Origin of the sequence: Mesorhizobium sp. M7A.F.Ca.CA.002.15.2.1 (assembly GCF_003998715.1) — a bacterium.
In the GTDB taxonomy this organism is placed as follows: Bacteria; Pseudomonadota; Alphaproteobacteria; order Rhizobiales; family Rhizobiaceae; genus Mesorhizobium; species Mesorhizobium ciceri.
On sequence record NZ_RZPI01000019.1, the window covers coordinates 1 to 21730 of the forward strand.

The following is a 21730-nucleotide window of genomic DNA, read 5'->3' on the forward strand; positions in this document are numbered from 1 at the left end:
CCGCCGAAAAGGCAAACAAGATCGCGACGCGCTTTTCCGGTGCCGAGGAGGTGATCAACTCGGTCAACATCTCATCTTCGCAGCAGGTCCAGCTCAACGTCCGCTTTGTCGAGATCAACCGCCAGGCGGGCCAGGATCTGGGTGCCAAATACGCCGCCAATTTCGCCTATGGCCTTGGCGGCCGCGACGTCTCGATCGATCCGGGCACAGTGCCGGCGGCCGGTACTGGCGAGATCATCGGTCGTCTCCTATCGAACGGCGTATCGATCGATATTGCCATCAAGGCGCTGGAGGAGCGCGGCTTGGCGCGGCGACTGGCCGAGCCGAACCTGATCGCCCGGTCCGGTCAGACGGCGAGCTTCCTCGCCGGCGGCGAGTTCCCGATCCCGGTCTCGGAGGACAACGGCAAGATCTCGGTCAGCTACAAGAAATACGGCGTCAGCCTGGATTTCACGCCGACGGTTCTGAAAGACGGGCTGGTCAGCCTTGATATCGCGCCGGAAGTCTCCTCGATCGATGCGTCGGCCTCCTACAATATCGGGACGATCTCGGTTCCTGGCTTCATCGTGCGCCGTGCCAGGACGTCAGTCGACCTGAAGAACGGCCAGAGCTTCATGATCGCTGGACTGCTGCAGTCGCAAAACGACATCACCACGTCGCGCATTCCGGGCCTCGGCAAGATGCCGGTGCTTGGGGCTCTGTTCTCGTCCAAATCCTATCAGCGGCGCGAGACCGACCTCGTCATCATCGTAACGCCCTATCTGGTCAAGCCGGTCGATCCGTCGAAGAAGCTCGTCGAGCCGACAGATGGCACGCAGCCGGCCAGCAATGCCGACTATTTTCTCAACAACACCGAGGAAGTGAAGGATTCCGATGCCGGTCGCACCGTGGCGCTGGCAGACGGCCGCGTCACTCAACCTGCAGCGGCCGCTTCGGCTGGGCATTTCCTCGACCTGCCGAAGGATTGAAGCCATGCGTCTGGTCTTTGGATCGAGCGTCGCCTTGCTGCTGGCCGGCTTTGCCGCTGGCTGCACCAGCGACGACTATGTGCGCAGCGAAGGGCCAACGGCCGGCGCCGGCAATGCGCAGGCCGCCAACACCGTCATGCAGATGGTCGATCCCTGGAAATACGGGGTCCAGAACACCAGGCTCCTGGTGCCGGCCCAACGAGGCAGTGCCGCGGCTGTCACACCCGATCAGGCGGCCGGTGCCAAGGCGTCGCAGTCGACCACAGGCAACTGATTCAACGGGCAACTGGTCAACGGGCGACCTGACAGGCTGACAGAATGGCAAACGGCATCAAGACCAGGAAGATCCTGCTCGTATCGACCGACAGGACGTTTGCGCAGGACACGCGCACCGCATTTTCCGCCTCCGAGATCATACAGCTCTCGACGGTGGAGAAGAACGTTACCGAGTTGCGCGGTGAGATCCAGGAAGCCGACTTCGGCGCCATCATCGTCGACATGGATGCGGCAAGGCTGGAGGAGGTCGAGTCGCTGCAGCGCATCATGCGTCGGCTGGAGGACAAGGTTCCGGTCGTCGTCGTCACCCAGGAGTTCAACGCGGCCGCGGTGCGTATTCTCGTGCAGCTCAAGGTCGCGGATTTCCTGGTCAAGCCGATCACCACGGCCGATCTGGTGCGCTCCGTGGTACGGGCGCTGCAAGGGCCCGGGCGCGAGGAAAACACCGAGTCGCAAATCTATACCTTCATGCCTGCGGCGGGCGGCGTCGGCACCACGACGCTGGCGCTGCAGACCGCCTTCCAGCTGCATCACTCGGTGACGCGCGGAGCCTCGACCTGCGTCGTCGATCTCAACTTCCAGCAGGGCGCCTGTGCCGAATATCTCGACCTCGAACCGCGTTTCGACATCACCGAGATCGAGAACCAGCCCGAGCGTCTCGACCGCCAACTGCTCGACGTGATGCTGTCCAAGCATGCCAGCGGGCTTTGCGTGCTGGCGGCACCGGCGCATCCAGCCGAGATGCGCTCGTTCAAGACCGATGTCGTGGTGCGCATGCTGGATCTCGTTTCGGCCTATTTCGACAATGTCGTCATCGACATGCCCCGCACCTGGTTTCCATGGACGGAGACCGTGCTGCTCGGTTCCAACAAGCTCTACATCGTCGCGGAAATGACGGTGCCGTGCCTGCGCCACACCCAGCGGCTGATCCAGGCGGTCTACGAGACGGCCGGCAAGGAAGTGAAGCCGAACGTCATCGTCAACCGTTTCGAACAGAAGATGTTCGATAACGGCATCAAGCAGGCGGACGTCCAGGAAATCCTTGGCGAGCATTTCGTCGGCGGCATCGCCAACAACTACCGGCTGGTGCGCGAAGCAGTCGATCGCGGCGTACCGCTGCACGAGATCGATCCCAACGCCAATGTCGTCAACGATCTGAAGAAGATCATCCTGCCGGAAGAAGCGGTCCCGACCCGGGCGAAATCGCGCTCGCTGTTTGGCATGGGCCGTGGATTGCTGAAGAGGAAAGCCGGATGACCAGCCGCTTCTCCACCCTGCAGAACCGCGATGCGCGTCCGCAGCGCGCGCATGAGACGACGCCGGTCGCCCATCATGCCGTCGTCATACCAACCAGCCGAAAGGCTTTGCCGGCAAAGCCGGAAGCAGCGCTGGCAAAGAATGCCAACAAGGTGCTCGATGCGCGCGTGCGTATCCACCGGCTGCTGCTCGAAGAGATCAATCTTGTCGCGCTGGAGCGTTTGCCGAAGGATGAGATGCGCCGGCAAGTGCATGACTTCGTTTCGGAAAAGACCAAGCAGGAGCGGATGGCGATCAACACCGTCGAGCTTGATGCGCTGGTCGACGACATCGTCGACGAGATGGTCGGCCTCGGTCCGCTCGAGCCGCTGCTCAAGGATCCCGACATCAACGATATCCTGATCAACGGCCACATGAACTGCTTTGTCGAAAAGAAAGGCAAGCTGCAGCCGGTCCACATTCCGTTCAAGGACGAGGCGCATCTCCTGCGCATCGTCAACAAGATCGTCGCCGCGGTCGGTCGCCGCGTCGACGAATCGCAGCCGATGGTCGATGCCCGCATGCTGGACGGCTCGCGCTTCAACGCGGCCATCCGCCCGGTTGCGGTCGACGGCCCGCTGGTGTCGATCCGCAAATTCTCCAAGAACAAGCTCGGCCTGCATAAACTGGTCGAATTCGGCGCCATCACCCAGAACATGGCCGAAGTGCTGGCGGCGGCCGTGCATGCCCGCAAGACGACGATCATTTCGGGCGGCACCGGCACCGGCAAGACGACCATGCTCAATGCACTGTCGGCCTTCATTCCGGAAGACGAGCGGCTGATCACCATCGAGGACGCGGCCGAGCTCCAGCTGCAGCAGCCGCATGTCGCGCGCATGGAAACACGTCCGGCCAACATCGAAGGCCATGGCGAGCTGAAGCAGCGCGACCTGGTCAAGAACGCACTGCGCATGCGCCCCGACCGCGTCATCCTCGGCGAATGCCGCGGCGAGGAGGCTTTCGACATGCTGCAGGCAATGAACACCGGCCACGAAGGGTCGATGGCGACCATCCATGCCAACACGCCGCGCGACGCCATTTCGCGGCTCGAGCAGATGCTTGGCATGACCGGCATGCCGATGACGGTGCAGTCGATCCGCAGCCAGATCGCCAGCGCGCTCGACCTGATCGTCCAACTGACGCGCCTGTCCGACGGCAAGCGCAAGGTGACCAGTGTCGCCGAGGTGACCGGCATGGAAGGCGATGTCATCCAGATGCAGGAGATCTTCCGCTTCGTGCGCACCGGCATGGAGGCCGACGGCAAGATTCTGGGCCACTACGAGGCGACCGGCATCCGGCCGCGCTTCCTCGAGGACCTGCGCGCCATGGGCATCGAGTTTCCCGGACGATATTTCGAACCCGGCCGGCCGCAGGAGTAGCCAAGTGTTCGATGGAATGAGCGCGATCTATGTCGTCTATGCCGCGGCCGCGCTGACCGGCATCCTGATCGCCGAGGCCTGTTACCTGCTTTATGCCGGCCGCAGCGACAAGCGCACCGCCATCAACCGGCGCATGAGGCTGCAGGAAAACAAGATCAGCCAGGAGCAGGTGCTCGTCCAACTGCGCAAGGAGCGCGGCCTTGACGCGGGCACGCCGCTGTTTTCGGCGGACCGGTTTCGCGCGCTGCGAACCCAGTCGGGCATGATCATGCCGCTGTCGAAATTCCTGATGATCACCTGCGGCGTGGCGATGGCGATGGCCCTGGTCGCCATCTGGTACGGCTTGCCGCCGCTGATGGGGTTCGTCCTGTTCGTGGTGCTCATGCCGCTATTGCCGGTGCTGACGCTGCGTTTCAAGCGCAAGCGCCGGCTGAAGCGGTTCGGCATGCAGTTGCCGGAGGCGCTGGAACTGATCACGCGTGGCCTGAAGGCCGGCCACCCGGTGCCGGTGGCGATCGCCATGGTGGCGCGCGAGATGCCCGACCCGATCGGCAGCGAGTTCGGCGTCATCGCCGACGAAGTGACCTACGGATCCGATCTGGTTTCGGCGTTGAACTCGCTGTTCGACCGGGTCGGCCAGGAGGATCTGCCGTTGTTCGTCACCGCCGTCTCGATCCAGACCAGTTCGGGCGGCAATCTGCGCGAGATCCTCGACGGCCTGGCGACGACGATTCGCGAGCGTGGCAAGCTGCGCCGCAAGGTGCGCGCCATTGCGACAGAAGGCCGGATGTCGGCCTACATTCTGACGGCCGTGCCGGCGTTGCTGTTTGCCGCCATCATGGCACTGATGCCGGGCTTCTACAGCGACGTCTGGGGCGAGCCGAAGACCTGGTATCTGCTTGGCGCGTCGATCACCTGGCTGATGCTGGGCAATCTGATGATGTTCAAGATGTCGAATTTCAAGTTCTGACATGCAGGGCTTCATCGAATTCCTCGCCTCGCTTGCGCCGACCTCATTGATGCCGGTGGCCATACTGCTGCTGGCGGTGGGTGCTGCCGCTGTTGCCTGGCCTGTTGTCATGGCGAAGGGCGATCGCAACGAGGTCATGCGCCGGCTCAGGGTCGACAACGGTCCCGTGGCCGCCAAACCGGAGCCGGTGCAAAAGAAGAATACCGGCATCGTGCGCGAGAAGGCGGTGAAGCGGGCGCAGGAATTCTACGCCAGGAGCGATCCGGAAAATGTCGCGCGGCTGCGCATGAAGCTTATCCAGGCGGGCTACATGGAGCCGCGCGCTGTCGGTACGTTCTTCCTGATCCGGTTCACCGCGATGATCGGCACGGCAATCGGTGTGTTTGTGCTCAACCGCTGGATGGCCAGTCCGGACGCAACGATGGCCAGCCGCTGGACATTCGTCATCCTGTCGGGCGCGGCCGGTTATTTCCTGCCCGGCCTGATGCTGAGCCAGAAAGTGCGGGAACGCAGGCGTGAGTACCGCAACGGGTTTCCCGATTTCATGGACCTGATGATTGTCTGCTCGGATGCCGGCATGAGCATGGAGGCAGGCATAGAGCGCGTCTCCAAGGAACTCGCCAAGACTTATCCCGCGCTCAGCCAGAACCTGCAGCTGGTGTCGCTGGAGCTGAGGGCCGGGCGCAGCCTCGACGATGCGCTGAAGGCGCTCGCCGATCGCCTCAGCCTGGACGAGGTGCGTTCCTTCGCCACGCTGCTGCAGCAGTCCAAGGAACTCGGCACCAGCCTGTCGGGGGCGCTGCGCGTCTTCTCCGACGACATGCGCCATAAGCGTATGTCGTTGGCCGAGGAAAAGGCGCACGCTCTGCCTGCCAAGATGTCGGTGCCCGTGGTTGTGTGCATCCTGCCGGTGGTGCTGATGATCGCGGCCATTCCAGTCATCGTCAAAATGACGGCGCACTAGCGAGCGCTCCACAAAAGCCCTAGCAAGGGGCTGACAAACCATTGTTCTGACCGAACCCGGCTTTGCAGGTGAGAAAGTCCATGCTGCTGCGCACCCTCTTCCTTGGCCTTGCCGCGGCCAGCCTGTCGCCCGCCTGGGCCGTGGCCGGCGATTGCGGCGATGCCGCCGCCTTGGTGCAGCAGGCCTATCCCAAAGCTCGAAAGAGCGCCGACGGCACCTCGTTCACGCTCGAACCCCACACCAGCATTGCCCTGACATTCGCGTATGGCGATCCGCCAGGGCTGGCTTGCAAGATCTGGCCCGCCCATGACGACCTGCTGTTGGTCGCAGTGCCGCTGATGGACGGGTCCCAACCCAGCGACTACGCGCATGCCGGCGATATCGAGCTTTTGATTGTCGACAGGAAGAGCCGGCAGGTGCGCCAGCGCCTGCTCCAGCCCGGGCTGATGAATGATGATGCCATCGCCATCCGCCAGGTGGAGCTTGATACCGGCCGCTATGCGCTGGCGCCCGATGTTACTGCCTTTGGCCTGCGCATCGAAATGGCAAACAATTCGCTGCCTAATCCGTTCAGTGAAACCGACCTGCGGCTCTATGCCGTCGATGGCGATTCCCTGAGGATGGTGCTCGATGGCCTGGTCGTGGCCGGCAATGGCGGCGAGGGTGATACCAATTGCGCCGGATCCTTCCATACCAGTCGGGTTAGCCTGGCGATGAGCCCGGCCAAACATCATGGCTACCACGACATAACGGTGGTCGAGCGAATGGATACCGACAATCCGTTGCCCGACAAGGATGGCGAGTGCCAGTCCCATCCCGGCAAGTCCGTGAGCCAAACCTACCGGCTGCGCTATGACGGCAGCCGGTATACGGCTCCTGCGGGGCTCAAAGCCCTGGAGCCGTGAGGACGCCGCTGGCTGCGACTGAAGCACCGCGGCCTGGTGGTTAATGGCTGGTGTGCCCGAAGCCGAATTTTGGCGGCGTTTCGGCACCGAAGTTTAATCGCCGCTGATATATTGTGTTTCCTGAAGAACGACCCGGCAAATCGGGCGATGAGGCAGGGGCATGCGTCACAATAATTTCCCGGCAATGGCCACGATGGCGGCCGTCTTGATGATGTCTGGCTGTTCGACGAGTGGCGTCGACACCACCAAGACCACCGCCATCCAACCGGCGGCTAAAGACACCGAAACCTCCGATCTGGCGCAAGGCAAGGCGCAGTTTCGCGACGCCAATTACGGCCTCGCCGAAAAGCACTTCCGCAAGGCCGTCGAGTTGAAGGCCGACAATGCGGAGGCCTGGATGGGGCTCGCGGCTTCCTATGATGAACTCGGCCGCTTCGACTTCGCCGACCGTGCCTACGGCCAGCTTCTGAAAGTCGCCGGTCGCAGGCCGCAGATCGTCAACAATATGGGTTATTCGCAACTGCTGCGCGGCAATCGCAAGAAGGCCAAGGCGCTGCTGCTCGAAGCGAAGGCCGGCATGGCCGATCCCACCGTCGTCAACGCCAACCTCGCTCTCCTGAACAAGGGTTGATCTCGCGTCCAATGGTCCGGTTTCGGGACACGTGCCATCGACGCTTTGTAAACCCTATCTGCAGGTTGCATCGATGGATCGCCTGAAAATCCGTATCTGGGGGCAGCCGCTGACCTAGAATGCAGCGCAACCGCCGACGCTCGAGAGGCCCTTGCCCGATATGCTGGACTTCAGTTCGCTCCTGCTCGCAGCCGCGCTGTCGGGCATATGCCTCAGCGTCACCATGTTTGCGATCTGGTTCACCGCACCCAAGGCAGGTTTCGTGCTGACGGTGGCGTGCGGAATTCTGGTGCTCGTCGCGCATGTGATCCTGTTCTGGCGGTACACCAAGGACCCCGATCCGCTGCTTTGCCAGATCGTGCTTGCGCTGCTCAGCCTGGGGTTCCTGATCCTCTGCTTGTCGGCCATGCAATATCTCGGCGTGCCCGGCTACAGGCGCGCCGTTGCACCGGCGCTTGCCGCCATGACTATCTGTGCCGCTGTCACTTTCCTTGGCTTTGACGGCGTTGGCTTCATCATCACCTACACCACGGTGACGGCGCTGCTGTCGGCGATCGGCGCCATGTTCTGGATCAACGGCAGTCACGATCGCCGCATCCTGCTGGTGGTTTCGTTTCTGAGCGGCACCTGCGCGATGTCGTTTGCGCTTTGCGGCGTGGTTCTGCTGACCAAGGGGCAATGGACGCTCGCGATTGCGCCCGACAATTGGGCCGAACGATTGAATTCCGTCGTGGCGGTGGCCTGCATGACCGGGCTCGGAGCATTGACGCTCTCCCTCCATCATCTGCAGGCGCAGATCGAGCTCAAGGCCGAGACCATGACCGACCCGCTGACAGGGTTGCTGAACCGCCGGGCATTGACGTCGCTTTACGGCGAGCGGAGTTTCGGTCCATTCATGTCTATCGTCATGTTCGACCTCGACCACTTCAAGCGGACGAACGATGTCTACGGTCACCCGGTTGGGGATCAGGTCTTGTGCCGTTTTGCCGCCGTCATCAAGAAATATGCCCGGCCCGGCGTCGACGCTTTTCGCCTTGGCGGCGAGGAGTTCGCAGTCGTCATGTCGCGGATGACGGACGAAAAGGCCTACGATCTCGCCAGCAAGATCGGCGTGGCTTTCGGCGCCGAAATCGTCCCCACCCAGCTCGGCAAATTGCGCAGCACGGTCAGCGGCGGCATCGGCTTTGGCGAGGCAAGCGGCAGCAGCCTCGACAACGTGCTCACCGAGGCAGACGCGGCGCTCTATGCCGCCAAACGCGCCGGACGAAATTGCGTCATCAGCCGCAAGAGGATGGGCAAGGCCGAGCCGATCAAGCCGGCCTTGCGCTCAGCGTAAATTACTCCGCGGCCCCCAGATAGTCGGACAGCGGCGGGCACGAGCAGACCAGGTTGCGGTCGCCGGCGACATTGTCGATGCGTGACACCGGAGGCCAGTACTTGGCTGCCGTGTCGGCGTCGCCGGCCGGATAGGCCGCTTCCAGGCGCGAGTAGGGATGGTTCCACTGGCCGGCCAGCGCCTCGGCGGCGGTGTGCGGCGCGTTGACCAGCGGATTGTCGGCCAAAGGCCATTCGCCCCTGGCGACTTTTGCTGCCTCTGCCGATATCGCGATCATGGCCTCGCAGAAGCGGTCGATTTCCCGCTTGGGCTCGGACTCGGTCGGCTCCACCATCAGCGTGCCGGCGACCGGGAAGGACATGGTCGGCGCGTGAAAACCATAATCGATCAGCCGCTTGGCGACATCGTCGACACTGATGCCTGCACTCTCCTTGAGCACACGGGTGTCGAGGATGCATTCATGCGCGACGCGTCCCTGCCTGCCCTTGTAGAGCACCGGGAAATGCGCACCGAGCCGCGTTGCGATGTAGTTGGCGGAAAGGATCGCTGTTTCGGTCGCCTGCTTCAGGCCCGAGGCGCCCATCATGCGGATATACATCCAGGTGATCGGCAGGATCGAGGCGCTGCCGAAGGGGGCGGCGGAGACGGCGTGCGCCGAGCCTTCGGTGACATGGCCGGGCAAATACGGCTTCAAATGCGCCTTGACGCCGATCGGCCCGATGCCGGGTCCGCCGCCGCCATGCGGAATGCAGAAGGTCTTGTGCAGGTTCATATGGCAGACATCGGCGCCGATGTCGCCGGGACGGGCAAGCCCGACCAGCGCGTTGAGGTTGGCACCGTCGAAATAGACCTGGCCGCCATGCTCATGGATCAGCGCGCAGAGATCGCGTGCGCCTTCCTCGAACACGCCATGCGTCGAGGGATAGGTGAACATCAGCGCTGCGAGATTTTGCGCATGCTCAGTCGCCTTGGCCTTCATGTCGTCCATGTCGATGTTACCGTCTTCGGTGCAGCGCACGACGACGACGTTCATGCCAGCCATCGCCGCGCTCGCGGGATTGGTGCCATGCGCCGAGGAGGGGATCAGGCAGACGGTGCGGTGGTTGTCGCCGCGAGAGCGGTGATAGCCGCGGATGGCGAGCAGTCCGGCATATTCGCCCTGGCTGCCGGCATTGGGCTGCAATGTGACGGCGTCGAAGCCGGTGATCTCCGACAGCCAGCCCTCCAGCTCGCCGATCATGGCGCGGTAGCCTGCCGAGTGCGCGGCCGGGGCGAAAGGGTGCAGATTGGCAATGCTCGGCCAGCTCACCGGCATCATCTCGGCGGCGGCGTTGAGCTTCATGGTGCAGGATCCCAGCGGGATCATGGCGCGGTCGAGCGCCAGGTCCTTGTCGGCCAGCCGGCGCAGGAAGCGCATCATCTCGGTTTCCGACTTGTTTTCGTGGAAAACAGGCTGGGTCAGGAACTCCTTGCCGCGCGGCTTGCCGGGCACCGTGCTGTCGGCGGAGGCGCCAGCCTTGGCGCCGAACAGGGCCGCGATTGCGTCGAGATCGGCCTCGGTGGAGGTTTCGTCGAAGGCGATGCCGATGTGGTCGGCATCGACGGCACGCAGCAATCTGCCGCCCTTTTCAGCGGCGGCGGCGATCGAAGCTGCCTTGCCCTTCACCTCGGCCGTCACCGTGTCGAAGCGGCTTGAACCGAGCACGGAGATGTTTGCTGCTTTGAGCCCGGCGGCAAGACGATTGGCCAGCGTGTGGATGCGCCCGGCAATCGCCTGCAGCCCGGCGGGGCCGTGCCAGATGGCATAGGCGGTCGCCATATTGGCGAGCAGCGCCTGCGCGGTGCAGATGTTGGAGGTCGCCTTGTCGCGGCGGATATGCTGCTCACGCGTCTGCAAGGCAAGCCGGTATCCGGGCCGGCCCTTGCTGTCGGTGGACTGGCCGACCAGGCGGCCAGGCATCAGCCGCGTCAGCCTGTCGGAGACGGCGCAATAGGCCGCGTGCGGGCCGCCAAAGCCCATCGGCACGCCAAAGCGCTGCATCGGGCCGACTGCGATGTCGGCGCCAAGCTTGGCCGGCGCGTCGGTCAGCGTCAGGCCGAGCGGGTCGGCGATGAAGACGACGAGAGCGCCGGTCGCGTGTGCCTTGTCGATCGCTGCCTTGTGGTCGCCATAGACGCCAAATGTATCCGGCCAGGAGACAAGCAGGGCGGCGGTGTTGTCGTCGATCGTCTCGCCATCGATCTCGATGCCGAGCGGCTCGGCGCGGGTGCGCACCACGTCCAGCGTCTGCGGGTGCGGCGTGCCGGCAAGTGCTACCTTGGTGCGCTTGTCGCGGTGATGGCGCAGTGCAATGCCGACCGCCTCGGCCACGGCGGTTGCTTCATCCAGCAGCGACGCCGATGCCACCGGCAGGCCGGTCAGTTCGGTGACCAGGGTCTGGAAGTTGAACAGCATTTCCAGCCGGCCCTGGCTGATCTCGGCCTGATAGGGCGTGTAGGCCGTATACCAGGCCGGGTTCTCGAACAGATTGCGCTGGATAACCGGCGGCACATGGACGCCGTGATAACCGGCGCCGATGAAGCTCTTCAGCACCGTATTCCCGGCCATGACAGCCGAAAGCTCAGCCAGCGCTTCCGCCTCGCTCGCTGGTGCCGGCAGGGCAAGCGGCCGATCGAGCCGGATCGACTTCGGGACGGACTGGCTGATCAGCGTCTCGATCGAGGGCACGCCGATGGCGGCCAGCATGGCTCTGGTATCGTTGAGGCCGGGACCGATATGGCGGGCCGAGAAGGGGTAGGGTGCTGCGGTCATCTCAATAAGTCCTGATATCAACCGATATGGGCTTTGTAGGCGGCCTCATCCATGAGACCGGCGAGCTGGCTTTCGTCGGCAAGCTTCATCTTCCACAGCCAGCCGGCCCCTGTTGCGGCCGAATTGACCAGTGACGGATCCGACGACAGCGTGCCGTTGGCCTCGGTGATCTCGCCGTCGACTGGTGCATAGACATCGGACGCCGCCTTGACGGATTCGACCACGACGGCGGTGTCGCCCTTGGTCAATTTCTTTCCCGTCTCCGGCAGTTCGACGAAGACGAGGTCGCCGAGCTGCTCCTGCGCGTAATCAGTGATGCCGACCGTGGCGATGCCGCCCTCGACGCGGAGCCACTCGTGATCTGATGTGAAATAGGTCGTTGCCATTGAGATCATCCTTTTCGGTAGCGATGCGGTGTGAAGGGCAGGGAGCTGATATCGACTGGGATTTTCGTGCCGCGCACATCGGCGAAAACCCGAATTCCGGGCTTTGCCAGAGGTGTCGAGACATAGCCCATGGCGACCGGATGGCCGGCCGAGGGGCCGAAGCCGCCCGACGTGACATGGCCGGCCGGGTTGCCGTCGGCGTCGAAGAGCGCGGCACCGCCACGCACCGGCTGGCGGCCTTCCGGCTTCAAACCGACGCGCTTTTGCGCGGGTCCTCGTTCCACCGCGGCGCGGAGCGCATCGGCGCCGATGAAAGTGCCGGAAGCGCGGATGTCCTTTGGAATTGCCCACATCAAGGCGGCGCTGGCCGGGTCGGTTTCCGGTGTGATGTCCTGGCCATGCAGGCAGAGACCGGCCTCCAGGCGCAGGCTGTCGCGCGCAGCCAGGCCGATCCACAGCACGCGCTCGTCTCCGAGCAGCTTCGCGACGAGGTCGCGTGCATCGGCCTCCGGCAAGCCGATCTCGAACCCGTCCTCGCCGGTATAGCCCGACCGGCTCATGAACCAGTTCTTGCGCGGTTCGACCCCATGCATGAACAGCAGCGAGCCGGTCTCGATGCCGGCGCGGGAAAGGGCGGCCCAGGCTTCAGGACCCTGGATGGCCAGGAAGACGCGGTCGAGCGGCTCGATCCTGGCGTCGAAATCCGCGGCAAGTGCACGCAAATGCTTTTCGTCGGCTACGGCGTTGCCGGCATTGGCGACCACCATGAACCTGGCATCGCTAAGCCTGGTGACGATCAGGTCGTCGAGGATGCCGCCTGCTTCGTTGAGGAAAAAGGACAGTTTGGATTGCGAGATTTCGAGCGCGCCGGCATCCAGTGGGCAAGCACGGTTGAGCAGTGCCGCCGCTTCCGGTCCGCTGACCTCGAACAGCTTCATGTGCGAGATGTCGAACAGGCCGGCCTGCTCGCGGGTGTGAAGGTGTTCCTTCATGACGCCGGCCGGATAGGTCAGCGGCATCGACCAGCCGGCAAAGGCGCCGAAGCGCGCACCGGCGGCCATATGGATATCTTCAAGGGGAAGGTGTTTTGTGTCGTCGCCCGCCATGTCGTCTCCAGAGTCGCACGCAATCGGTCGCGAATGGCGACCAGTCCGTGCCCCTCTGTCTGAAGCCTGAGAGACTCGCGCAGCCGGAACTCTGTCAGCGGCGCTTACACCTTCGGCGCGGGGGCAAGCCCCGACTTTCCAGAGTGTCTTTCCCGTCTACGGTTCTTTTGCCTGAGAGATTTCGGGCGATTTCCCCTTCGGCGACAGCTCTCGCTGTTCTCTCCCGCAAACAGGTAGGACTCAAGACCCTGAGTCCTCGACGCGCCATCCATAGCTTGCGCGCGACGGCTTGTCACCTGTCAGCAACATCTAAAGCGCGTGCATGTCGTTCTTCAAACCGCGGCACGCTGTCAGGCGACATGCGTTGGCGACAAGTCTTCACTAACCACGCCGTTTGCCGGTTTTTCAAGACACTGCTGATATGTTGGCTTGTGTGACGCTATGGGGCCGGCGCTTGGCGACGGCGGACGGGGACGACAAATGGGCGAATTGATCATGAGCGCGCCGGTGGCCGGGCTGACCTCGAAAAGCCGCATCGCCGCGGAGGACGTGGCGATGTTGCGCCATGAAGTGTTCGGCGACGGCGTCGTGACGCGTGGCGAGGCCGAGGCGCTGTTCGCGCTCGATGCCACGGCGAAGGACAAATGCCAGGAATGGCCGCCCTTCTTCATTGAGGCGGTCACCGACTATATCGTCCACCAGGAAAAGCCATCGGGCTATATCTCGCAGGACAATGCCGACTGGCTGATCCGCACGATCTCGCGCGACGGCATGGTCGACAGCCGGACCGAACTCGAATTGCTGGTGCATGTGCTGGAACAGGCGAAATCGTCGCCGGCCCAGCTTTGTGTGTATGCGCTGGAGCAGGTGGCGCATGCCGTCATTGACGGCAAGGGGCCGCTGATGCTCGGCGGCGCGCTGGCTCCGGGCCTCGTCGCGCAGGCGGAGGTCGAGCTTTTGCGCCGGATACTCCATGCCCATGGCGGCGACGGCAACATCGCCATCACGCGCGCCGAGGCCGAGGTGCTGCTCAAGATCAACGAGCGGACTGCTCAAGGACAAAACGATCCGTCCTGGAACGAGCTGTTCGTCAAGGCGATCGCCAATTTCGTCATGTGCTCGGCCGGCTACGAAGCACCGACGCGCGACGTGGCGCTGCGCCATGACGCCTTCCTCGAACATGCCGATCCGGAAATCGGCGGCTTCTTCAGCCGCATGATCTCCGGCGGGCTTGCCGGCATCATGGAGGCCTACCGATCTCCTGGCGACATCGAAGCCGAATGGGAAGCCAAGAACAGGGCGGCCGAGGCCCTGGCCCGCCGTGCCGAGACGATCGATGCCGGCGAAGCCGGCTGGCTGATCGAACATATCGGCGTCGACAGGCCACTTTACGAGAACGAACGCGCGCTGCTGACCCTGATCAAGCACGCCTCGCCGGAAATTCACCCGGCGCTCAGGCCGCTGCTCGACAAGGTTGCCTGACCGGCCAGGGATTGCTTAATCGGATCCGGGATGCTGGTCAGATCTGATCGACGTCGACGTATATCCGGGCCAGGCCTTCCCGGACGGTCGACATGGCATCGGCGACACTGATGTCGATGTGGTCATGCATGAGCCTTGCGGCCGTGTCGGCATCGCGGGTTACCATGGCTCGGGCGATTTCGCTGTGTTCGGTGTAGGTTGTCGACAGTCGCCGGTGCTTCTCCACTTCGATCTTGCGAACGAAATGGATGCGCGTGTTGATGCCTTCGAGCATGCGCGCCAGTTCGGGATTGCCTGACAGCCTGGCGATGCGGATGTGAAACTCCTCGTCCCTGGCGGTCAGCTCGGCGCTGGAAAACGAGTCGGCGCGCGCCATGGTGAGCGTCCACCAGTCGACGAGCGCGGCGAGCTCTTCATTGGTCGCGCGCTGGATCGCCAGCCTGACGGAGCGCTCCTCAAGCACCGCCCGCACGTCGGAAAGATTGACGACCTCGTCGACATCGAAGCCGCGGCAAAAGAAGCCGCGATTGGTCTGGAAGGTGATGAGTTCCTCCGTGACCAGCCGCTGGAGGGCCTCCCTGATCGGGCTGCGGCTGACATTCAGCCTCGCGGCAAGCGCCACTTCGTTGATGCGCTCGTTCGGCTTGAAGCGATAGTCCATCGCCATGCGACGGATCTCTTCATAGACGCGCGGGCCGGTCTTGATCGGCTTGGATGCCAACGCCGCATCGTCGTCCTGGTTGCTGTGCCTGGTGGGTCGGAGCATGGCGTCGGTCAAGCCTTTGCGGCGCTTGGTTCGGCGAACCGCGCCTGTGTGGGAAGGATACCGTCGAGGGCGATCGGCGCAGCCCGGCCGGCGATCAGGTCGGCGACGATGCGGGCCGATCCATGCGCCATCGTCCATCCAATATGGCCGTGGCCGGTGTTCAGCCAGAGGTTCTTGATGTTGCGCAGGCCGAGGATCGGCAGATTGTCGGGCGTCATGGGTCTCAGGCAGGCCCGCATTTCGGCGCGATCATAGGCGATACCGCGCGGGAACAGGTCCTGCGTGACGCGCTTCATGAAGGCGAAATCCGAAGGCTTGTGGCTGCGATCATAGCCCGCGAATTCCGCGGTGGCGGTGACGCGGATGCGATCGCCCATCGGCGTGATGGCAACGAGATTGTGCTCATCGATGACGGGGAGTTTTGGAGCCAGCGCCGGGTCGACGATGGGAATGGTCAGGGAATATCCTTTGACCGGATAGATCGGCAAACCAAGGCCGATCTTGCGGGCGAGGATCGGGCTTTCGGCGCCGAGACACAGAACGTAGGTGTCGGCCAGAAATTCTCCCTTGTCGGTGACGACCCGGATGATCGCGTCATTCCTGCGTTCGATCCCGACGATCCTCGTGCTTGTCAGGATCTTGCCGCCCCTCGTTTCGACGATGGCCGCCAGCGCGCGCGTGAACTTGGCGGCGTCGCCGGTTTCATCGGTTGGACACATTATGCCGCCGGCAATGCTGCCGCGCGACGAAGCCAGCGCCGGCTCGCGGTCAATGATTTCCTGTGCGTCGACAATGCGGATCTCCTGGCCGTCGGCCTCCAGCAGGCGCATGTTGGCGACGCCCTTGTCGAGCGCCTGACGGCTGCGGTGGAAGTAAAGGATGCCGGCCGAGGTCCTGTCGTATTGGATCGATTCCTCCCTGACGACCGCCTGCAGGACCGATTGGGAATGGACCGCAAGCCGATGTTTGAGGAGGGTGTTGCGACGCGCTTTGGCGGCCGTGCATTCCCTGAGGAAGCGCAGCGACCAGCTGTAGAGATGCGGGTCGGCGGAAAGTTTGAAGCGAAGCGCCTGGTCTTTCAGGAACAGCGACTTCAGCAGGATTTTTGGCGCGGCTGGTGATGACCAGACGAAGGAGTGACCGGGCGCGATCATGCCTGCATTTGCCCAGCTCGCGCCCTCGGCCACCTGCGGTGCCTGCTCGAGAACAGTGACCGCGTGGCCGTCCTTTTGCAACTGATAAGTGGTGGTGATCCCGACCACGCCGCCGCCCAAGATCAATACGCGCATTGCTGTCCCGAAGGGCTGTGTTCCTATTGTCGACAATTCAATAGGAAGACGCCGATCCCTGTCAACGGTGAATGGGTCGGCGACGGACAAGCGATCCGCGCAAGCGCAAAATTCAGGCGTTTACCGGTTCCCAGGATCTGCACAGAGCCCTTGACAGTTTCGGCAATATCGCCGTTTCTATTGTCGACAATTCTGATTGGCATCAGGGAGGGGACTGCGCCATGGACGCCCCGGTTAGCCGCGCCGACGACACGCTTGTCCTCGACAAGGAACACATTCCCTTCAAGACCGATGACGGTATCGGCACGCGCGCCAATCTCGGCCTGCTCGTGCTGCGGACCGACCAGACCATCGAGGATGAATTCCGGTATGCGCTGCCCGCGCGCGACATCGCGCTGTACGAGGCGCGGCTCTACAGCGATGTCGAGATCACACCGGAAAACCTGATGAAAATGTCGGCGGTAATCCCGGCAACGGTGGGACTCTTGCCCGACGTCAAGTTCGATGTGATCGGCTTTGCCTGCACGTCGGGAGCGCTGGTCATCGGCGAGGATAAGGTTGCCGAGCGCGTTCACGAGGTGCTGCCTGGTGTGCAGGTGACCAATCCGGTGACCGCGGCACGCGCCGCGCTGAAGGCCCTGGGGGTCTCGAGGATCGCGCTGCTCACCCCTTACTTGGCGAAAATCAATCATTCGCTGCGGGCATCGCTGATGGCGCGGGGGATGGATATTCCGGTCATGGGCTCCTTCAACGAGGCGGACGACAATGTCGTTGCACGCATCACGCCGGCATCGGTCAAGCAGGCCATCTTGGAAATCGGTGCGTCGAGCGACTGTGATGCGGTGTTCGTTTCCTGCACCAGCATGCGCGTTGCCCGCATCATCGAGGAGGTCGAGAAGGAGTTGGGGAAACCGGTCACCTCCAGCAACCATGCACTTGCCTGGCATATGCTGCGGCTTGGCGGCATTGGCGAGCAGATTGCCGGAAAAGGCGAGCTGTTTCGCCGCTCGCTAGGCTAGCATCTTCAGCGCCGGATTTGCGGTGTGCAGCTCAGATCCCGCCGTACCAGTCATAGCCATTGTCTTCCCAATAGCCGCCCCTGCCACCGCCGACATCGGCAAAGCCGTCGACCAGTTCGATCTTGTAGAGATATTTCGGCATCTTGTAGCCGAGCTGGCGCTCGACGCGAACCCGCAGCGGCGCGCCGTTCTCGACCGGCAGCGGCTTGCCGTTCAGGCCGTAGGCGAGGATCGTCTGCGGGTGACGGGCATCGATGAGGTCGATGGTGCCGTAATATTTGATGTCGCCCGACAGGCTGCGGTCGATCGTGTCGAGGCAATGGAACATGACATAGCGCGCCTGCGGTTTGACCACCGCCTGGTCCAGCACCAGCGACAGCGGCGTGCCGGTCCATTTGGCTATGCAGCTCCAGCCTTCGACGCAGTCATGGCGGGTGATCTGGGTGCGGCTTGGCATGTTCTGGAGCTGCTCGCGGCTGAGCGACAGCGGCTTTTCGACAAGACCCGTCACTTCCAGACGCCAGTCGGCGAAATTGTTGGCGAGCAGGCCCTTGTAGACGTCGTCATCGGGAGCGGTGACGCCGTTCGGCCGCTGCGGCTGGCGGATATCGGCCTCGGTGAATTCCGGCGCCAGCGCACCGCGTCCGGCGAGCAGGCGTTGCGCCCGGTATGTCAGGCCATTGGCGTTTTCGAGGAAACTGCGCAGGCCGCTGCCGACGCTTAGCTGGCTGTCAAAGGCGTCGCAGCCCGACAGCATGATACCGGAAGCGCCAAGGCCGGCAGCGGTCAGGAATTTGCGGCGGCTGATCTCAAACTTCGCCATGTCAGGCACTCCTCTCGGCTGTATTGTCGTTCTGTGCGGGAGGATCGGTGCGGTACCAGCCGGTGATGATCGAGCGCAGCTCGTTGATCGGGCCGGCGGCCAGGATCATCAGGATATGGACGACGAAGAAGGCGACCAGCAGCACCATCACGGTGAAATGGATGGTGCGTGCCGTCTGCCGGCCACCGAGCAGATCGTTGAGGAAAGGCAGCACCGAGTTCATGCTTGGCGACATCGCCAGACCGGTGATGATCATCAGCGGCAGCAGCACGAACAGAACCCCGCCATAGGCCATCTTCTGCAGCGTGTTGTATTCGCGCGTGTGGTGGAATTTGAGCTTGGCGTGGTCGACGATGTCTTGCGGCAACCGCTTCAAATCGTCGAGGCGTGGCGCGAGATCGCGGCGGATGTGACCGTTGACGATGCTGGCGACCAGCCAGACGATCAACGTCGTGGTGAGTATCCAGGCAAAGAAGAAATGGATGACGCGCGCAGTGCCGAGATCATAGTAGGACGGGATGGTCGCCCAGGACGGGAAGGCGCGGGACGTCTCCTGGCCGGCCGGACCCGACCAGCCGAGCACCCCAGTGGTGTTGAAGCGTTTGCCGAAGATCTCCGTGTAGCCGCGCGGACCCGCATCGGAGTTCTCGGCGCCGATGGCGAAGATGGTGTTGTTGTAATCGAAGCCCGATTGCTTGCCGATATAGAGCTGCGGACGGGCATTGAAGATCTGCAGGCCGGACAACAGCATGAAGAACAGCGAGATGGCCCACAGCCAATGCGTCAGCCGCGTCCAGCGCGACTGCCGGTAAATCAGCGTTTTGTCGTTCGACGCCGAAGCGCCTGGATCGGCGGCGGATTGGCTTCTGGCAACGGATTCCATCGTGTTTCGTCTCCCGGCCTCGCGGCATGGCCTGCGCGCTCATTGTCCTCCTGATACGTCGCGATCCAAACCGATGTTTCATCCGATCACGGATTTATTACGGACCGCCCAGGCTGACGGCGAGATTGACGGCAGCGGCGACGATGACCGTGTTGAAGAAAAACGACAGGATCGAGTGGACAAGCACGACACGACGCATATGCGTCGTCGAGATGTTGGTGTCGGCGGTCTGCGCCGTCATGCCGATCACCGTCGAGAAATAGAGGAAGTCCCAACCCTCCGGCCGTTTGTCGCCCGGAAACAGCAGTCCGCCGACCGGGATTTTCTTCCTGGTCTCGGCATCCATCGCATCGCCATCCATCCAGTAGACATGAGCATAATGGAGCGCTGCCATGGCATGGATGGTGAACCAGCCGAGCGGGATCGACAGCAGCGCGAAGAAGAGCTCGATGGGATGGCTTCTGTCCTTCTGATTGATCAGCAGGAACAATGCGACAACGGCAACGCCGACGACGACAAGCGTCACGGCGAAGATGACCAGCACCGGCTGGTCGGTGGCGCGCGCATTCTTGCTCAGATACCTGCCGGTGAACTTCGGCATCTGGGCGACGACGAGAATGACATAGGCGGCAAAGAACGCGTTGGCGCCGATCGAATAGGCAAGCGGAGCGTGCAGCAGCAACGCCACCAGAAGCGCAAAGACGCCGAAGCAGGCAGACACAGCAAACAGCATGTGGCGCTGCATGGGTTTGTCTATCGGAGCTTCGGCGGCCATGGTGGTTCCAGCCCTGGATAGCGCTAATCCGGTGTGGCCGATTTCATGGCACGCCGCAAGATGCGATCGAGTTCGCCCAGAAACCGCGACCGGTCTTGCGGCGCGAAGCTGGCATTGTAGCCCTTGCTTTCGCCGGTCTCGCGCAGATGCTGCTTCAGGTCGCGCATCGCCACCGCCATGCCGATCGTTTCCGGCGTGAAGGGACGTCCGGTTGGCCCAAGCACATGGGCGCCAAGCGCCACCGCGCGGGCGGCCAGCGGAATGTCGGCGGTGATCACAATGTCGTTGGTGCGTGCATTGTCGACGATCCAGTCGTCGGCGGCATCAGCGCCCTTGGAGACCACGACATTGCGGACCATCGGATCGCGCGACGGCCGCAGGCCGCCATTGGAGACGTAGGTGACAACGACGCCATGCCGGTCGGCCACTTTTTCGACCTCGGCCTTGACCGGGCAGGCGTCTGCATCGACGAGAATGGCGGGGAGTTCGCTCATGTTTCTTTTCTCCTCCCATTGTGAACCACGGAGGCCGCGCGCCGGTTGGACCGCGGCCTGCGATCTTCCTCAGTAAACCACGACGCTTCTGATCGATTTGCCCTCATGCATGAGATCGAAACCCTTGTTGATGTCCTCGAGCTTGAGCGTGTGGGTGATCATCGGGTCGATCTGGATCTTGCCGTCCATGTACCAGTCGACGATCTTCGGCACATCGGTGCGGCCGCGCGCGCCGCCGAAGGCGGTGCCCATCCAGGTGCGGCCGGTGACCAGCTGGAACGGCCTGGTCGAGATCTCCTGGCCGGCGCCGGCAACGCCGATGACCACCGACTTGCCCCAGCCGCGATGCGAGGCTTCGAGCGCCTGACGCATGACCTTGGTGCTCCCCGTGCAGTCGAATGTGTAGTCGGCGCCGCCGATCTGGTCGGCGCCACGCTTGGTCATGTTGACGAGGTAGGGCACGACATCGCCGTCGATCTCCTTCGGATTGACGAAATGCGTCATGCCGAAGCGCTCGCCCCACTCCTTCTTGTCGTTGTTCAAATCGACGCCGATGATCATGTCGGCGCCGGCAAGTTTCAGGCCCTGGATGACATTGAGGCCGATGCCGCCGAGGCCGAAGACGACCGCGGTGGCGCCGATCTCGACCTTGGCGGTGTTGATCACGGCACCGATGCCGGTGGTGACGCCGCAGCCGATGTAGCAGATCTTGTCGAAGGGCGCGTCCGGATTGACCTTGGCCAGTGCGATCTCGGGCAGCACGGTGAAGTTCGAGAAGGTCGAGCAGCCCATATAGTGAAAGATCTTGTCCTTGCCGATCGAGAAGCGCGACGAACCATCGGGCATCAGGCCCTGGCCCTGCGTGGCGCGGATCGCCGTGCAGAGGTTCGTCTTTCTCGACAGGCAGGACGGGCACTGGCGGCATTCGGGCGTATAGAGCGGGATGACGTGGTCGCCCTTCTTGAGCGAGGTGACACCCTTGCCGACATCGACGACGACGCCGGCGCCTTCATGGCCGAGGATGGCCGGAAACAGACCTTCCGGATCGGCGCCCGACAGTGTGAATTCGTCGGTGTGGCAAATGCCTGTCGCCTTGATCTCGACCAGCACTTCGCCCTCGCGCGGGCCCTCGAGGTCGACCTCCATGATCTCCAGCGGCTTTCCGGCGGC

Annotated in this window: 21 protein-coding genes and 1 riboswitch; of the genes, 11 read left to right on the forward strand and 10 right to left on the reverse strand. The window is 63.0% G+C overall.

Translation table 11 applies throughout. From position 1 onward, the window contains the following. The 9 genes from ENZ74_RS02560 to ENZ74_RS02600 all read left to right on the forward strand — a co-directional run. Nucleotides 1–968: type II and III secretion system protein family protein (locus ENZ74_RS02560; RefSeq protein WP_164760940.1), on the forward strand; the 968-nt coding region annotated here is incomplete at its 5' end. Between the two features lie 4 nt (nucleotides 969–972). After that, nucleotides 973–1242 carry a hypothetical protein gene (locus tag ENZ74_RS02565; protein WP_013531962.1) on the forward strand — a complete coding sequence of 90 codons (270 nt, stop codon included), beginning with the start codon at nucleotides 973–975 and terminating at the stop codon, nucleotides 1240–1242. Between the two features lie 44 nt (nucleotides 1243–1286). Continuing rightward, on the forward strand, nucleotides 1287–2501 hold the full coding sequence (locus ENZ74_RS02570) for a CpaE family protein (protein WP_013531961.1): 1215 nt from the start codon (nucleotides 1287–1289) through the stop codon (nucleotides 2499–2501). After that, complete coding sequence (locus ENZ74_RS02575; protein ID WP_024505345.1) at nucleotides 2498–3919, forward strand: CpaF family protein; 1422 nt, start codon at nucleotides 2498–2500, stop codon at nucleotides 3917–3919. The genes ENZ74_RS02570 and ENZ74_RS02575 overlap by 4 nt, the downstream gene beginning before the upstream one ends. Nucleotides 3920–3923: 4 nt before the next feature. Then, complete coding sequence (locus tag ENZ74_RS02580; protein WP_027162569.1) at nucleotides 3924–4889, forward strand: type II secretion system F family protein; 966 nt, start codon at nucleotides 3924–3926, stop codon at nucleotides 4887–4889. A 1-nt stretch (nucleotide 4890) separates the two neighbouring features. Continuing rightward, complete coding sequence (locus ENZ74_RS02585; protein WP_063167885.1) at nucleotides 4891–5853, forward strand: type II secretion system F family protein; 963 nt, start codon at nucleotides 4891–4893, stop codon at nucleotides 5851–5853. 80 nt (nucleotides 5854–5933) lie between these two features. After that, the gene (locus tag ENZ74_RS02590; protein WP_013531957.1) at nucleotides 5934–6758 is read left to right on the forward strand and encodes a hypothetical protein; all 825 of its coding nucleotides are present in this window, start codon (nucleotides 5934–5936) and stop codon (nucleotides 6756–6758) included. 160 nt (nucleotides 6759–6918) lie between these two features. Then, nucleotides 6919–7389 (forward strand): hypothetical protein, encoded by a 471-nt coding sequence (locus ENZ74_RS02595; RefSeq protein ID WP_013531956.1) that lies wholly within the window; start codon nucleotides 6919–6921, stop codon nucleotides 7387–7389. A 160-nt stretch (nucleotides 7390–7549) separates the two neighbouring features. Then, complete coding sequence (locus ENZ74_RS02600) at nucleotides 7550–8725, forward strand: GGDEF domain-containing protein (RefSeq protein WP_063167886.1); 1176 nt, start codon at nucleotides 7550–7552, stop codon at nucleotides 8723–8725. 1 nt (nucleotide 8726) lies between these two features. On the opposite strand, the gene gcvP is transcribed toward ENZ74_RS02600, so the two are convergent. From gcvP to gcvT, 3 genes are read right to left on the reverse strand one after another with little or no spacing between them, the layout of a single operon-like run. After that, nucleotides 8727–11537: an aminomethyl-transferring glycine dehydrogenase gene (gene gcvP / locus ENZ74_RS02605; protein ID WP_063167887.1), complete on the reverse strand. Its 2811-nt coding sequence runs from the start codon at nucleotides 11535–11537 to the stop codon at nucleotides 8727–8729. A gap of 17 nt (nucleotides 11538–11554) precedes the next feature. Beyond that, nucleotides 11555–11923: a glycine cleavage system protein GcvH gene (gene gcvH, locus ENZ74_RS02610; protein ID WP_013531953.1), complete on the reverse strand. Its 369-nt coding sequence runs from the start codon at nucleotides 11921–11923 to the stop codon at nucleotides 11555–11557. A 5-nt stretch (nucleotides 11924–11928) separates the two neighbouring features. Beyond that, entirely contained in the window at nucleotides 11929–13029 is a 1101-nt protein-coding gene (gene gcvT / locus ENZ74_RS02615; protein WP_063167888.1) for a glycine cleavage system aminomethyltransferase GcvT, read from the reverse strand. 149 nt (nucleotides 13030–13178) lie between these two features. Continuing rightward, nucleotides 13179–13265: riboswitch (glycine riboswitch) on the reverse strand. A gap of 244 nt (nucleotides 13266–13509) precedes the next feature. On the opposite strand from gcvT, the gene ENZ74_RS02620 reads away from it, so the two are divergent. Then, nucleotides 13510–14511 carry a hypothetical protein gene (locus tag ENZ74_RS02620; protein ID WP_063167889.1) on the forward strand — a complete coding sequence of 334 codons (1002 nt, stop codon included), beginning with the start codon at nucleotides 13510–13512 and terminating at the stop codon, nucleotides 14509–14511. Nucleotides 14512–14548: 37 nt separating this feature from the next. On the opposite strand, the gene ENZ74_RS02625 is transcribed toward ENZ74_RS02620, so the two are convergent. Together ENZ74_RS02625 and ENZ74_RS02630 are read right to left on the reverse strand one after the other, a co-directional pair. Next, nucleotides 14549–15277 carry a GntR family transcriptional regulator gene (locus tag ENZ74_RS02625; protein ID WP_024505339.1) on the reverse strand — a complete coding sequence of 243 codons (729 nt, stop codon included), beginning with the start codon at nucleotides 15275–15277 and terminating at the stop codon, nucleotides 14549–14551. Nucleotides 15278–15285: 8 nt separating this feature from the next. Continuing rightward, nucleotides 15286–16566, reverse strand: coding sequence for a D-amino acid dehydrogenase (locus tag ENZ74_RS02630; RefSeq protein WP_063167890.1), 1281 nt, complete (start codon nucleotides 16564–16566; stop codon nucleotides 15286–15288). Nucleotides 16567–16787: 221 nt separating this feature from the next. On the opposite strand from ENZ74_RS02630, the gene ENZ74_RS02635 reads away from it, so the two are divergent. Further along, entirely contained in the window at nucleotides 16788–17585 is a 798-nt protein-coding gene (locus ENZ74_RS02635) for an aspartate/glutamate racemase family protein (RefSeq protein WP_013531948.1), read from the forward strand. A gap of 31 nt (nucleotides 17586–17616) precedes the next feature. On the opposite strand, the gene ENZ74_RS02640 is transcribed toward ENZ74_RS02635, so the two are convergent. From ENZ74_RS02640 to ENZ74_RS02660, 5 genes are all read right to left on the reverse strand, one after another. Next, on the reverse strand, nucleotides 17617–18408 hold the full coding sequence (locus tag ENZ74_RS02640; protein ID WP_013531947.1) for a molybdopterin-binding protein: 792 nt from the start codon (nucleotides 18406–18408) through the stop codon (nucleotides 17617–17619). A 1-nt stretch (nucleotide 18409) separates the two neighbouring features. Next, nucleotides 18410–19291, reverse strand: coding sequence for a cytochrome b/b6 domain-containing protein (locus ENZ74_RS02645; RefSeq protein ID WP_013531946.1), 882 nt, complete (start codon nucleotides 19289–19291; stop codon nucleotides 18410–18412). Nucleotides 19292–19388: 97 nt separating this feature from the next. Then, the gene (locus ENZ74_RS02650; RefSeq protein WP_013531945.1) at nucleotides 19389–20066 is read right to left on the reverse strand and encodes a DUF1345 domain-containing protein; all 678 of its coding nucleotides are present in this window, start codon (nucleotides 20064–20066) and stop codon (nucleotides 19389–19391) included. Between the two features lie 23 nt (nucleotides 20067–20089). After that, the gene (locus ENZ74_RS02655) at nucleotides 20090–20560 is read right to left on the reverse strand and encodes a YaiI/YqxD family protein (RefSeq protein ID WP_013531944.1); all 471 of its coding nucleotides are present in this window, start codon (nucleotides 20558–20560) and stop codon (nucleotides 20090–20092) included. A gap of 69 nt (nucleotides 20561–20629) precedes the next feature. Further along, on the reverse strand, nucleotides 20630–21730 hold a 1101-nt coding region (locus ENZ74_RS02660), incomplete at its 5' end, for an S-(hydroxymethyl)glutathione dehydrogenase/class III alcohol dehydrogenase (protein ID WP_127312657.1).

Bases quoted from the DNA above. Each gene is read 5' to 3' on its own strand.
- ENZ74_RS02565 (WP_013531962.1), top strand. From the start codon at position 973: ATGCGTCTGGTCTTTGGATCGAGCGTCGCCTTGCTGCTGGCCGGCTTT.
- ENZ74_RS02570 (WP_013531961.1), top strand. From the start codon at position 1,287: ATGGCAAACGGCATCAAGACCAGGAAGATCCTGCTCGTATCGACCGAC.
- ENZ74_RS02575 (WP_024505345.1), top strand. From the start codon at position 2,498: ATGACCAGCCGCTTCTCCACCCTGCAGAACCGCGATGCGCGTCCGCAG.
- ENZ74_RS02585 (WP_063167885.1), top strand. From the start codon at position 4,891: ATGCAGGGCTTCATCGAATTCCTCGCCTCGCTTGCGCCGACCTCATTG.
- ENZ74_RS02590 (WP_013531957.1), top strand. From the start codon at position 5,934: ATGCTGCTGCGCACCCTCTTCCTTGGCCTTGCCGCGGCCAGCCTGTCG.
- ENZ74_RS02595 (WP_013531956.1), top strand. From the start codon at position 6,919: ATGCGTCACAATAATTTCCCGGCAATGGCCACGATGGCGGCCGTCTTG.
- ENZ74_RS02600 (WP_063167886.1), top strand. From the start codon at position 7,550: ATGCTGGACTTCAGTTCGCTCCTGCTCGCAGCCGCGCTGTCGGGCATA.
- gcvP (WP_063167887.1), bottom strand. From the start codon at position 11,537: ATGACCGCAGCACCCTACCCCTTCTCGGCCCGCCATATCGGTCCCGGC.
- gcvH (WP_013531953.1), bottom strand. From the start codon at position 11,923: ATGGCAACGACCTATTTCACATCAGATCACGAGTGGCTCCGCGTCGAG.
- gcvT (WP_063167888.1), bottom strand. From the start codon at position 13,029: ATGGCGGGCGACGACACAAAACACCTTCCCCTTGAAGATATCCATATG.
- ENZ74_RS02620 (WP_063167889.1), top strand. From the start codon at position 13,510: ATGGGCGAATTGATCATGAGCGCGCCGGTGGCCGGGCTGACCTCGAAA.
- ENZ74_RS02625 (WP_024505339.1), bottom strand. From the start codon at position 15,277: ATGCTCCGACCCACCAGGCACAGCAACCAGGACGACGATGCGGCGTTG.
- ENZ74_RS02630 (WP_063167890.1), bottom strand. From the start codon at position 16,566: ATGCGCGTATTGATCTTGGGCGGCGGCGTGGTCGGGATCACCACCACT.
- ENZ74_RS02635 (WP_013531948.1), top strand. From the start codon at position 16,788: ATGGACGCCCCGGTTAGCCGCGCCGACGACACGCTTGTCCTCGACAAG.
- ENZ74_RS02640 (WP_013531947.1), bottom strand. From the start codon at position 18,408: ATGGCGAAGTTTGAGATCAGCCGCCGCAAATTCCTGACCGCTGCCGGC.
- ENZ74_RS02645 (WP_013531946.1), bottom strand. From the start codon at position 19,291: ATGGAATCCGTTGCCAGAAGCCAATCCGCCGCCGATCCAGGCGCTTCG.
- ENZ74_RS02650 (WP_013531945.1), bottom strand. From the start codon at position 20,066: ATGGCCGCCGAAGCTCCGATAGACAAACCCATGCAGCGCCACATGCTG.
- ENZ74_RS02655 (WP_013531944.1), bottom strand. From the start codon at position 20,560: ATGAGCGAACTCCCCGCCATTCTCGTCGATGCAGACGCCTGCCCGGTC.